At 58.9% G+C, this 12,592-nt stretch carries 10 protein-coding genes; all 10 read right to left on the reverse strand.

The annotated features are described in order from the left end of the window. Positions 1–7 precede the first annotated feature (7 nt). Positions 8–6,013, reverse strand: a complete 6,006-nt coding sequence (locus ACRQHG_RS09035; protein WP_435720004.1) for a helicase-like domain-containing protein — start codon at positions 6,011–6,013, stop codon at positions 8–10. 206 nt (positions 6,014–6,219) lie between these two features. Further along, positions 6,220–6,885 (reverse strand): hypothetical protein, encoded by a 666-nt coding sequence (locus tag ACRQHG_RS09040; RefSeq protein WP_016442227.1) that lies wholly within the window; start codon positions 6,883–6,885, stop codon positions 6,220–6,222. Positions 6,886–7,066: 181 nt separating this feature from the next. Then, positions 7,067–7,342 carry a hypothetical protein gene (locus ACRQHG_RS09045; RefSeq protein WP_155875794.1) on the reverse strand — a complete coding sequence of 92 codons (276 nt, stop codon included), beginning with the start codon at positions 7,340–7,342 and terminating at the stop codon, positions 7,067–7,069. Positions 7,343–7,531: 189 nt separating this feature from the next. Beyond that, entirely contained in the window at positions 7,532–8,089 is a 558-nt protein-coding gene (locus tag ACRQHG_RS09050; RefSeq protein ID WP_016442225.1) for a hypothetical protein, read from the reverse strand. After that, positions 8,089–9,120 (reverse strand): C40 family peptidase, encoded by a 1,032-nt coding sequence (locus ACRQHG_RS09055; protein ID WP_016442224.1) that lies wholly within the window; start codon positions 9,118–9,120, stop codon positions 8,089–8,091. Before ACRQHG_RS09055 ends, ACRQHG_RS09050 begins: the two co-directional genes overlap by 1 nt. Before the next feature lie 13 nt (positions 9,121–9,133). Next, positions 9,134–11,218, reverse strand: coding sequence for a coiled-coil domain-containing protein (locus tag ACRQHG_RS09060; RefSeq protein ID WP_435720005.1), 2,085 nt, complete (start codon positions 11,216–11,218; stop codon positions 9,134–9,136). Further along, positions 11,218–11,418 (reverse strand): hypothetical protein, encoded by a 201-nt coding sequence (locus ACRQHG_RS09065; protein WP_016442221.1) that lies wholly within the window; start codon positions 11,416–11,418, stop codon positions 11,218–11,220. Before ACRQHG_RS09065 ends, ACRQHG_RS09060 begins: the two co-directional genes overlap by 1 nt. Beyond that, complete coding sequence (locus tag ACRQHG_RS09070; protein WP_016442220.1) at positions 11,418–11,786, reverse strand: hypothetical protein; 369 nt, start codon at positions 11,784–11,786, stop codon at positions 11,418–11,420. Before ACRQHG_RS09070 ends, ACRQHG_RS09065 begins: the two co-directional genes overlap by 1 nt. Continuing rightward, the gene (locus ACRQHG_RS09075) at positions 11,787–12,269 is read right to left on the reverse strand and encodes a hypothetical protein (RefSeq protein WP_016442219.1); all 483 of its coding nucleotides are present in this window, start codon (positions 12,267–12,269) and stop codon (positions 11,787–11,789) included. Between the two features lie 37 nt (positions 12,270–12,306). Continuing rightward, a partial coding sequence (locus tag ACRQHG_RS09080; RefSeq protein WP_435720006.1) for a hypothetical protein occupies positions 12,307–12,592 on the reverse strand: 286 nt, incomplete at its 5' end.

Below are 12,592 nucleotides of genomic sequence, written 5' to 3' on the forward strand. Positions count from 1 at the left end.
CAGTTTGTTACATGAGTGCGTTTCCGTGCTCGCGCGGATCGCTCGTTTCACGCTGTCCAATAGTGCGTGCTGCGTTTACCGCACGGCTCACCGCGGTGAAGATCGGAGCGGCCGCTTGGCGTTCATAGTTCGCCTCGCAATACGCCCTGTATTGCGCACGTACCTCGCTCGCTTCTTGGTTCCATGTCGGGTCAACCGCGTGGCAGTAGCGTGCGTCTTCCCTACTGCCAAGGAAGAGCGCGCGCACCAGTTGTGCACTGCCGCGTAGGTGTGCTTCGCGTGGTTTGTCTTCCCGGTAAGCGGCGCTCGTTTCGGATCCGGGATACGCAAACAAGGATGCCTTGTAGCGGCTGGGTAGGAGTGCATCGACCTCGGGGTCAAGGAACACTACCGTGCCCACACTCTCATAGGTTGCGGTTTCAATACCCGGGGCAAGCACCTCCACGCGCTCGGGTGTTTCACCCCGGTAGATCGGTGGAACATACCGGATATTGACGCTCGTCTCGCTGCTGACATCATCCGCGTCTGTGGTCTCAAGATCGCGCGTATCAGGTGCGTCTGGCGCGTCTATAGCGGTGCGCCAGCCGGGCGCAGCCTCGTCGAGATACGCGGCGTCTTGACGTGAACCAAGAAGCATTGCGCGGGCGACTTGCCCGCTCCCCGCGACGTTGCCAGTCTGCGCAATATCCAGGTCTGGGTAGGCGTAGAGTGCGGGTTCGCCGGGTTCGGGGAAGAGTCTTTGATACGGCACACCGACTTGCTCGTTGCGTTCTTCGTCAAGGAAGGTAACGACGCTCTCACCGTACTCCGCGATATAGATCCCGGGTGCAGCCTCAGTGAGCGCAGTACGCTCGACACCATCGTAGAGAGTAGGGATACTCGGTCGTATCGTGGCCGCTGGCTGTTCGTCGTCTACATGATCGGCGACGTCGCTAGTCGCCTCCCCCGCATCGCTTAGCTCCCTTTGCTCGCTGTGGTTATCGGTGGCCGCTAGCGTTTCGTCTTCCCGCTGGACTTCGTCGAGTGGGGTGCGGTGGACGAGTGGCTGCGGTACAGTCCCGGGCGCGTGGGTGAGTGGATCGCTCATGGCTTCCAGCTCGAGGAGGTCCGCGACAAACAAGTGGGTTTGGTTGTCGCTGGTTAGGCGCGTGAGTGCTTGTCCATTTTGACTGCCGGCCACAATCCCAAGCACCTCCCATACATACTCACGTGGTTCGTAGCGTGCGACGGGTGGGCGCGTCTCCCAGTTCTCTATCGTTTCAAGAGGGGTTGGTTTGGGTGGGAGTGGGATGCGCGGCCAGGAGGCAAGTCCGTCGAAGAATCCTTCGTGTTCTTCGTGTTTGATGCCTTCCCTGAACCGCGTTTCTTGTTCGCGGTGTGCCTTGCTGTCTCCTTGGTCTTCCAGAGCGATCGTGATTTCTTTTGAACGCGCACGCACCGCCGCGTACTCGGCTTCGTGTGGAAAGTCTTTGTTCGCGATCTCGCGGGCGGTTTCAGCCTCATCACGCAAGGAGTTAAGGTTTTCTTTTTCTTCCTCAAGGCGCTGTGGCAGTGACGCGACGAGGTTTTCGAGGCGTTGGATCAGGCCTGCTTGACCGCGTTGCAAGATCGAGAGGGGAATACTCGTGCGTGGCCCGTACCGCACATCTTTCAAATCGAGCGGTGTGAAGACGATTGAGACGTCGGAGACCGTGCCGAGTCGGCTTTCGGCCTCGACCCGCGCGATGTCAAGCTCGATGCCTCCGAGTTCTATTCTCACGCCACGTGGTAACGAATAGGTGCTCCCGGTGCGGCGTACGTTATCAATAATGTAGGGCGATATGCGTGCAGTGAAGGCGCGTGAGAGGGCTTGGGCGGCCGCGGCCCGCTCCGTAAATGTGCCGTTCTCAATCCGGATCTGGAACTTATCCCCGCTCGTATCACGGATGTATTGCTGGAGGTGCTCCAGGGTGGCGATGGTTTGCTCTGCGGCTCGGATGCGTAAGCCTAGCGTGCGGGTGTCGTCGATGGCCCGGTTGCGGGTGCGCTGCCAAGACGAGTGGAGCGCTTTGTATTTTTGTAGGGTTGCGTCCACTTCGCATTTTTCGAGCAGGAGCGGATTACCGGTGGCGATTGCTTTGGCACGGCCGGCCTCCATCTCCTCCGGCGAGACATCCTCGACAGAACGGGTGCCGGCCTTGTTGGTCATGATCTGGGCGATTGAGCGCGCTTTGCGTTCGTTTGTTTGCCACATGTAGGCCGCAAACGAACCGGTCACCACGTAGCGGTAGTTGTAGACTTCCGGGTTTTCGTTACCTTGCCGGACCATGCGGCCGTCGCGTTGGGTGATGTCGGTGGGCCGCCACGGCACGTCCAAATGGTGGGTGGCGATGCAGCGTTTTTGGACGTTGGTGCCGGTTCCCATTTTTTGTGTGGAGCCGATCAAGACCGCGACTTTGCCTTCTCGGCAGTCTCGGAAGAGTTCTTCTTTTGCTGCGTTATTGGGAGCTTCGTGGATGAATCTGACTGATCCGTCCGGCAGTCCTAGCGAGTAGAGTTCTTGGCGCAGGGCGTCGTAGGTGTTCCAGGTGTCTTTTGGTGTGTCGTAGTCGCAGAAGACGAGCTGGAGCGCGCCGGGTATAGGCGATTCTTCGCCGTCGATGCCGCTGTAGCGGTTGTCCTTATTTTCCTCCCAGATTCGGTAGATAGTGCGTGCGGCGACTTCACTGACGGGGTGGGCGATAGGTGCCCGTCCGCGCAGTCTCAGGTCGAGGGCGCCAAGCCTCCCATCGGTGGAGAGGGCGAGCATGTTGTCATTGCCACTAGCCCCTGCTGCGATATTGTCTGCGCGGCGGGCGATCTCGTCCATGAACGCTTTCATGCGTTCTCCGCCGTCGATAGACACGATTTGCGGGCCGCGCTCACCCTCACTGTTCGGCGCGAGAAGCGGAATGTTGAGGGAGAGTTCGGCCGACGTTTTCACGTCGGCCGCGATACCCCACAAACTCAAAAACTCGGGTAAATTGTGGAAGCGGGAGATGCGGGTACGCATACGGAAACCCCCGGAGGGCGAGATTTCGGCTTTCCGCTCCGAGCGCGTGAAGGTGGCAGCGAACGCATCGAAGGGCTCAATGCCCGCAGCCTTCAAAACTCCAGGCGCGAGGTAGCGCATCATCGTATGTGCCTCCGCGAGGCTGTTGGAGATGGGGGTGGCTGTTGCGAGGGTACAGATACGCCCGCCCGGATTCTTGTCTCTGAGGTAGTGGAGTTTCATGTCCAAGTCGGCCGTGTACGCATTGCCGTCGCTGGTGCCGATACCCTCGAGTTTCGTAATGATTTTGAGGTTTTTGTAGCGGTGTGCTTCGTCGGCGATGATGTAGTCGATGCCTGTTTCCTCAAACGAGATCCCCGGGTCGGTGGGATGATCAAGCGCCTTTTTCAAGGCACCTTCCAGCGAGTTGATTTGGTTGGTCATCTCTTGGATTGTGGAGGATGAATCGCTGGCCTTAATCGCTTCTTCAAGCTCCCCTATGCGCGCCTCAATGTATTCGGCCTGGGTCTTATTTGAGCACCCCAATGCTTTGAACTGTTCGTGGGTCATGACTACCGCGTCCCAATCATTGGTGGCGACTTTCGCAACGAACTCGCGCCGCCCGTTTTTGGTCAAGTCGTCGGCGCTAGCTGTGAGGACGCGGGCGGCGGGGTAGGTTTGTTGGAATTCGGCAGCGAACTGGTAAAGCACGTTTGCTGGCACCGTGATGACGGGTTTGTGGATGAGGCCGAGGCGCCTTAGTTCCATCGCCCCCATGATCATTGTCTTCGTCTTGCCTGCCCCGACCTCATGGAATAGCCCGACGGATTCTTGGTAGATCATGCGGGCCACGCCCGAGCGCTGATGGCTATATGGGGTGATGTCTTTCGCCAGGCCCGGCAGAGTGAGCTTTTCTCCTGCCTGCGTGTAGTCGCGGGGCACGAACGAGTTAAACATTTGGTTATAGCGGCGCTCTAGACGCGATGCTCGTTCGCCGTCTGCCCAGATCCATTCGGTGAAAGCGGTGGCCATGTCTTCCATTTTCTGGGCGACGGCCGCGGTTTCCGCCCGGTCGATGAATTCTTCACCGTCAATGGTTTTTGATTTCACCGTGATCGAGGTGTGATTGAGGAGCGCCGCGAAGATTTCCGTACCACTACGCCTGTCCGTGTTCCATATGCGACGAGCCTTTGCGGAAGGCTGGTAGCCGTCCTGGACAGCTTTCCAGGCACCGGTAACCGGGTTATAGCCCACTTGCCCAACCCGTTGCTGGTGCCACCCCATCACCACTTGAGAGTAAAAGTCGTGATGGTCGGCAACGCTTATCCACGGCGCACCCGGACTAATCTCGATATCCGAGAGCGAGAGTGGTTCGGGCAGAGCAGCTTTGAGGGCCGCGATATTCTCGCTCATGCGAGCATCGGTTTCGAGTGCGGCCTGAGCGGCTTCTAGCTTGGTGTGAATATTGCCCGATAGATAAGCGCTGCGCTCCATCAGTTCGCCGCTTTCCGGGTCGAAGAAGGTATGCTCGCGCAAGCCGGCCATAACTTCCTCGCTGGTTTGGCCGGTGAGGTATGAAATGTATTCGGGGTCAACGCGGCCTTTCTCAACCATACAGATAGCCAGACCGTCCTCAATAGTGTCTGCGCCTAGGGGTTTGAAGGTGATGCCGATTTGGCGCCGCTCAAGGATCCCGGCAGGGCGTGCCGTGCGGGTGTCTTTATCGAAAATCTCGATAGCCATGGTGAGGGCCGCGTCGGGGTCAGAGCGGAAGACACGCACCGCAGGTACGTCAACCCACGATAGTTTTTCTTCCCCGGTTTTCTTATCCGTATACCACCGCTCCCGCTGGGAATTCAATGGCCCGAACCGTGCTACGTATTCTTCGTAGGCAGTTTTCAGGCGGTTGCGGGCTTGGGTGAGTGTGGGTGGGTTTTCCTGGGTTTGGGACTCAAACTCCACCAACGCCCGAGTCCGGTCGCGTAGATCCAGGAGCGCTGTGAGTTGAGCGGTAGCGTTTTTCGCGATTCTGACAGGCGTATTGCCATTCGCCGTGTAGCGCTCGAAGCCGGTCTCGGTCTTGGTGATGCGGCCGAGTTTTTCTTGGTCGACCGGGCGCAGCGCAATCTCGCCCTCGTAAGCATCACGGCGTGGGGTAAAGATGAGGCCGGACTCCCGCGCTTGGGAGGTGATCGTGGCGAGGGTGGTGGCAAGCTGCCCCTCCAGGGCATCTATATTGCCGGTCACGCTAAGCACCGGGCCGTACTGGTTGGTGGTTTCTTCCCATTCCCCCAGCACGTGCTCGGTGTGGGTGTGGAAGTATTCATTCACCGGAAACTCACCCGCACCAGCCTTGAGTAGGTGGGTGTATTCCCAATCGAAAGGCTGCGGTTCTTCGCCTTTTTCCCGACGTCGGAAGATCAAGATGTCTGAGACGACATCCGTGCCAGCCATAGCCTCATGCGTGCCGGCCGGTAGGCGGACAGCACCCAACAGGTCGGCGCGGGCGTAGAGTTCGCGGCGGATCCCCGGGTTCTTTGCGTCCATGGTGTAGCGCGAGGTAAGCACCGCAACAATGCCACCGGGCCGCACCTGCGCAAGGGCCTTGGAAAGAAAATAGTTGTGGATGGTGTGATTGCCCGCGTTATAGACCGGGTCATACGGGCGGAAGTTACCAAAGGGCACGTTCCCGATACCGGCGTCGAAATAACCAGCTTCGTCAAGGTCCGTGTCGGTATAAGACTCGTTCCTGATCTCGGCGTTTGGGTAGAGTCGGGCGGCGATAGCGGCCGGGGTAGGGTCGATCTCAACACCCACCATGCGGATTGTTTCGGGTGCGGTGCCGATGAACATGCCGACGCCGCAGCCGGGTTCCACCACCCGCGCGTCTTCCCCCAGCCCTAACGACTGGAGGGACTGCCAAAGGAGGCGGGCGATAGTGGGCTGGGTGTAGTGGGCATTAGCCGTACTTTGGAGCGCCCGCTTATAAGCCGCCTCATCCACAAGAGACTGCAAAGTCTGGCGTTCGTGTTTGTAGGTGTCGTTTTTAGTGTCGAAAAGCGTGGAGAGGCCTCCCCACCCGGAAAACCGTGCCAACACCTCCTGCTCATCAGTGGTTGGGGTGCGGTCGCCTAGTTGGGTGAGGAGGCGCAGTGCAGCGAGGTTCGCCTCTATCCGGGCTTTCTCGCCGCGCGGACTGACTTGGGTGGCTAGTTGGTAAGAAGGCCGGCTTCTTTCAACTCGATCGCCCAGGGCTGGGGATGGTAATACTCGGTTTTCAGGTAGAACGGTGCTTGTTCTATCAAGACTTTCTCCACCGCTTCCCAGCTCAGAATGAACGGGTCGATGTCGTTCATCTCGTGTTGATTCTTGAATGCGTCCTTGAGGTAGGCCAGGTTGAATGTCGCTTGGAGTTCTTTGGACTCGCGGCCCATCACTTCGTCGACTAAGCGGTTCAACCAGTCCCGAGCCGCTTCCTCGACTCGGTTCTCGGCCTGCTCGATCATCTCGGCCCTCATCTCGGCTATCGCTTCCGGGTCCTCCAGCTGATCCCCGCGCAGCACCCAGTCCGACATGTCCCAATACTGGGTCATCCATTCGTTGGCGAGGATTGTCGGGAGTGGTTCGGGAAGGGCCTGATTCTTCCAAATCTCCAGGGACTCCTCCTCCTCGTAAGCGTCCATGATCGCGGCTGCTTCGTATGCTGCTTCCATCCGGGCTGTCGCTGCCGCGGTCTGGCGCGCTGCCACTTGATCGGTCCAGTTCTCGCTGGCTGGCGGGTAGGCCGCTAGGAGTGCTTGCTCGAGCGCGTTCTGTGTCTCCAGCGTCGCTTCGTTGACGTTCGCTTCCAGTTGTTGGCGGGTTTCCTTGCTCATGAGAGTCTCCTTGAGGGCTGGTTGTGTTGAGGTAGAAGGTGAGGTCGAAGAGGGCTTCTTGCCCGCTCGAGATTTTTGTGCGTCGCACCATAGCTAAGTGTCTCCATCCTCCCGGGCATGGCCCGGGAATTGGTTTTTTGGGGTCACTTAGCTAGTGATTGTGTTCAACACATTTTGAGGTTTAGGGGTTGCGGGCCGCGGCTGCGATGAGTGGCGTGAACATGAGGATGATCAGGATGGGGAACAGGATGGTCCACATAATCCCCTTCAGGATCCCGAAGAAGATGCCGTGCATGTAAATCTGGTAGCCGAACACAAGGTAGAAGAAGGCGAAGTAGACGCCCCAGCCCGGCCCGTACTGGTCAGGCATATAAAAAGGTGCGGTAACCGCGCCTAGTATTCCGGTAATAAGGAAGCCAGTGCGGTAGTGGCGGCGAATCCACGAGAATGTCCGCATGGTTCTGCTCCGCGGGCGGGCTGGCTCTGGCATGTAGACGCTGGCGTCGTAGGTCGGGTCCCCGTATGCCAGGTCTGGCGGTAGTGGCGGGTAGGTGTTGGTTGGTTGGCTCATTTTTCTGGTTCCCTTCTCCCCAGGACTGGTTGTGATACTATACTACAATAGAGTTGCGACGATGCCCCTAACCTGCTACTTCGCGGTTGCAATGTTGCTCACTCGCCATGTTCCGTCTTCTTTTTTCGTGAGCGTGAAGTTGTAGAAGGTCGTCACGGGGGTTCCCGTCCAGCCATTCTCGCTCGTCGGGGTGATGGTTACTTGGCGGTCGGCATAAGCGACATCGGTGGCTGCGGCTGGTGGGGCTTGTCCCCACAGCGGTTCCACGGTTATAGCCGTGTATGCGTCGTTTGTTTTGAGGGTTTCCCAGGCTGCTCCCCCACGCACCCGCGCCTCCTCGCCGGGCTGGAGAGACTCAGCGAGGTACTGGCTTGCTCGCTTATAAGCGTCAAGCGGGCTGGCGTCCGTGCGCGAATCCTGGCATGAAAGCAAGAGCGCGACTGTGTCGGCGATGCTTTCCGGGTCCGCCTCAGTAACGTCTGGGGTGTTGGTGAGGCAGCGTGGCATCATTGCGGCCAGCGACGCCGGCGCAGGCATGGTTGGCTTTGTTTCGGGTTCGGAGGCTTGGCAGCCAGCGGCCACCGCAAGCACCAGCGTCGCAAATAAACCGATGGTTCTGTTTTGTGTTGTCATTATGGGATCCTTAGTGCTTGCGGGAACATATGGTCGGAGGATTCTCCCCACCCGAGTGGGTAGGTATTGACACCGTATCCTGGGGCTGCGTCAATATATTCGCCATTACCGATATACAAGGCCACGTGCGTGATGTAGTCCACGTTCGGGTCGACGCTTGTTGACTGGAACGCGAGGATATCCCCGGGCTGGAGGTGTGCGACGTCGGCTGGCACGTAGGTGCCACCGAACTGGGTGGCGCTATAGAGTGCGTTTTCGCATTTACGCCGGGCCGGTGTCTCACCAGGAATACTCATCGGCAAATCAATGCCACGGCCGTTCTTATATGCGGCCCACACTAGCCCGCAGCAATCGAAACAGTCGGGTCCCATGCTCCCGCACGCACCGCTTCCCTCACCTCTGTAGGGTTTGCCACGCTGGCTTATAGCCCAGGCAACAACCGAACTATTCGAACCACCCGCCGCGGTGGGTGCGTAGCGAGTCGTCGCTAGGGTTTTGATTTTCTCCACATAATTCTGGGTTTCCGGGTAGGGCGGGATACCCCCAAACGTTTGAACCGCGCCTTGTCCGGCATTGTATGCGGCTAAGGCGAGGTCAACCGGGTCTCCTTTCGCTCCCCCGCTGGCAACGAGGTCTTTCGTGCTGGCGAGAAGGTCACACATGTAGTGGCCCTGCGAGAAAATCGCGTCGATGGGGTTGGTAATGTCGGCGAGTCCGTCGCCGTCCCCGTCTTTACCGGCTGTGGCCCAGGTGGTGGGCATGAATTGGGCGATGCCTTGTGCGCCTGCATGAGAGACTGCGGTCGGGTTCCAGTTTGATTCGGCGTCAATCTGGGCCGCGATCAAGGCCGGGGTGATGCCTTCACAAATACTCCCGGCCTTCGTGATGATGGCGGCGTATTCGGGTGGGATATTACTCGCAGCCCCGGCAAGGCTCGCGCTGCCTTTAGAATCCCCGCCGAGCAGGATGATCATGAGAGGTGCGAGCAAAGCGAGGACGGCGGCCGCGCCGAGGTAGATAGTACTTTTCACGAAAGTCCCCTATTTAGTAGACGGTGATTGTTCCGGAGTTCACGAGGCCGTCCGCGCTCACGGTCCAGGTGTAGGTGCCAGGTTCAAGGCTGATGCTGGCTTCGAAGAATCCACTCCCGGCGACGGTTTGGGATCCGAGTGAGAGGGAGTGTCCTCCCACGGTGGCGTAGACGGAGACCGGGACCGCGCCGGTCGTGCTCACGTTCGCGCTGATTGTGACCGAGCGGCCGCTAGAGCTTGCGTTCGCGGAGAGGTCGGTGACATAGGCAGGCTCGGGGACCGGTGCCGGTTCAGGAGCCGGTGCGGGTGCTGGCGCCTCTACTGGCTCGAGTGGCTGCCAGTCTGGTTGCGGTGCTGGCTGTTCGTCGGTGCCTTGAGGCGCGCTCCCGCCCTCGCCCACCGGGGGCGCTGGGGGTGCTGTATCTGCTGACGGCGCTGGCACGGCCGGCGCGGCTGGCGAAGGCGCTTCGGACGGAGTGCTCCGCGGGTGCGGCGTTGCCGTAACACTAGGCATTTCCGGGGCAGGCATAGCCTTGTCTTCATCGGTGCTAGCGAGGAGAAGGTGTGCGAGGTATCCAGCCGCTAAAGCCAAGACCAGCGCAATAACCGCAGCGACGATTTTTAGGACGCGGGAGTGTCTATCACCCTCCTTATCATCACCCGAAGCCGTGTTTTCTTCCGCTGGTGCTGGTGGAATAGTGAGCGGACGCTGAACAACGGGCAGACTGACGGTATCTCCAGGACTGTTGGCGCGTAGCTGGGCATTGAGCTGCTTGTTTTCTGCCTCCAGTTTGGCAAGTTTGCGAGATTGTTCAGCATTTTGTGCCTGTAATTTTTCAAGGGCAAGACCCGCTGCTGCTAGCTCGGTGTGTAGATCCCGCACCTGACCGGCAACCGTGGTGCGTTCCCGCTTTAAACGGGCCTTATCCGTCTCAAGCGTCTGAGTGTATTCGTTTCGCTGATCCAAGGCTTGGGCGAGCCGGCTTTGTTCTTCACGTGCTTGGGCAAGCTCAAGACGCAAGGCATCAACCTGTTCACCCTCTTGTGTAACTGCCGCTTGGTTTTCTTTAAGCTCACGCCGGAGCGCTTCCAATTCTTCATGCTCGGCGGCACGCGATTCACGCTCTGCGGCCAGGTCTTGCTCGGCTTGCTGGAGGAGCGTAGTTTTCTCAACCAATGCGGCTTGGGCTTGCTCAAGCTGCCCGGTAAGCACCTCGTTGGCGGTTTTTAGTTTCTCGTTTTCTTCCCGCACCCAGGCTAAATCCTGCTGACAAGCAGTAAGGACTTCACGGGTCGCCTCGGCATCGCTGAGTGCTTGCTGCAAGGTTTGAGTTTGTTCTTCTAGGTCACGCGCGTGCCCGCGTGCTTCGCTGAGTTCGCTGCGTGCCGCGGCTAGTTCGGTTTCTAGTGCCGAGCTAGCCGCCTGGACCTGCTGTAAAGCAAGGTTCTGCGTGGCTGCTTGTTCTTCCCACGCAGCGCGCTCGCTCGCGTAGCGTGTTTGGAAGTCTGCGTATTCTTGACGGACCTGGCTAACCGCCGCTTCCAAACCAGTGTGTTGTTCTTCGGCTCGGGTCGCGGCAAGCCGCTCGCTTTCCAGCGCTTCTTCTAACTGGGTTATCCGCGCAGCTCGGGAAGCCTTCTCGTGTTTATCGCTGCTTTGTGCGGCCTTGAGTGTTTCACACTCTGCCTCGAGACTTCGTTTTTCCAGGAGGAGGCTCGCGTATTCGCTCTCAAGGAGACGCAAACGCACATCAGTCGCCTGGGCAGTAGTGAGTGGGGAGTCGTCAGTAGTTTCCGAGTGTACTGGGACTTCTGGCGACGACGCACCCTCCCCCATGGCCGTATCCGCCGGCGGTTCCGGCACGGCTGGCACGGCTGGCACGGCTGGCACGGCTGGCACGGCTGGCACGGCTGGCACGGCTGGCACGGCTGGCACGGACGATACTTCCGGACTCCATTCCTGGCCGTCAATACGGATATGCCCGCCCGGCGAAACGACAGCGGTTTGGCCACTATCTAGGTTGATTGTGATTGGTGCGGCGAGGGCCATGCTCGCGGCGGCTTCCAACCGCGCGGTATCAGCCTTAGATAACTGCATCACTCATCCTCTGTTTCAGGTTCGCCTGGCCTGTAGCTGCGCCAGGTTCCATCTTTTTCGTGCTGTTTCATGCGGGTCATGAAGCTGGCGAGCATGTCCCAGCCGGCATTGCGATCCATGCCAGCATGGCTGGCATTGCTAGCATTGCCAGCAGATACAACAGATGTCTCATTGCCTGCATGGTTTTCTTCGGGCTGCATTACTCACTCACCTCCACCGGGGTAGCTTCGGCCGGCTGTGCATCTGAGAGGCCAATTTCGGCCAGGGAAGGTACTTCGTCGAGGAATTCTCGGATATAGATACGGTGCTTTTCGCAGGCGAGGTCCATGCCCCGTGCGTGCTGGTAGGTTGCGTAGGATTCGCGTGAGTTCTGCCAGGCTTCCCATGCCAGCTCGTGATTGTCGTGTTCGTAAGCGAACTCTTGCTCTTGTTGGGCTTCTTCGTATGCTTCGTAAGCATCGTGTGCTTCTTTGTCGTATTCCCGACCTTTACGGAGGAGAAGATCAATCATTTGTTTTGCGAAGTGCTCACGCGTGGCCGTGATAATCGCTTCAGGTGTGGGTTCCATCTATTCCCCCTCCTCCACCGTGGCGTTGTTGCTTGGCTGGTCATCTGGGATGGTCAGGTCCGCCAAGGTTGGGGTTTTAGCAAGGATTTCGCGGATGTAGGTCTGGTGTTTCTCGCAAGCGAGATCCATGCCCCGCAGGTGTAGGCACTCCGCGTAAGCCTCGTCTTTTTCGTCTTGGGTTTCCTCATAGTCTTCGTAGGCAGCACCCGCTTCGCGGTCGTATTCCTCGCTCTTGCGGGAAAGACGAGAAAGCATTTGGCCTGCTAGGTCTTCGCGCGCGGCGGTAATAATACGGGTGGTCCACGCCTCGAAAACAGTGTCGGCGTCGCTCGTGAGCTTCCCTATTACCTCGTCCATGTCGTAGTCGGTCTCGTTCAACCCTTGCTTTTCCAGGCTTTCTAGCCCGGCTTTGATCACGGCTTGGCGGACTGCGTAGCGCACATCGTGGGTGGTTAGTTTTGAGGATGCATCGAGGTAGTACATGGTGTTCTTCCTTTCCAGAGTCGTGGGTTTGTTGGTTTTAGATGTTGCCTTTAGGTGCCGCGCCCGCGACAACCGGCGTGACATTCGCGTAAGTGTCCACGTGCGTATTGAGTACGGTGGTTATCCATTGGGAGAGGGAGATACGGTTGCCGGTGGCGCAATCGGCGAGCCATGCACCCCGGATGCGGTCAGCGTCTTCGCGGGGGAGGCGGATGGTGATTTTCGCGGGCTGTTCGCTGCCAGCGGTGCCAGCGGTGCCAGCGGTGCCAGCGGTGCCAGCGGTGCCAGCGGTGCCAGCGGTGCCAGCGGTGCCAGCGGTGCCA

It is taken from the genome of Actinotignum vesiculae, assembly GCF_051267215.1.
Taxonomy (GTDB): Bacteria; Actinomycetota; Actinomycetes; order Actinomycetales; family Actinomycetaceae; genus Actinotignum; species Actinotignum schaalii.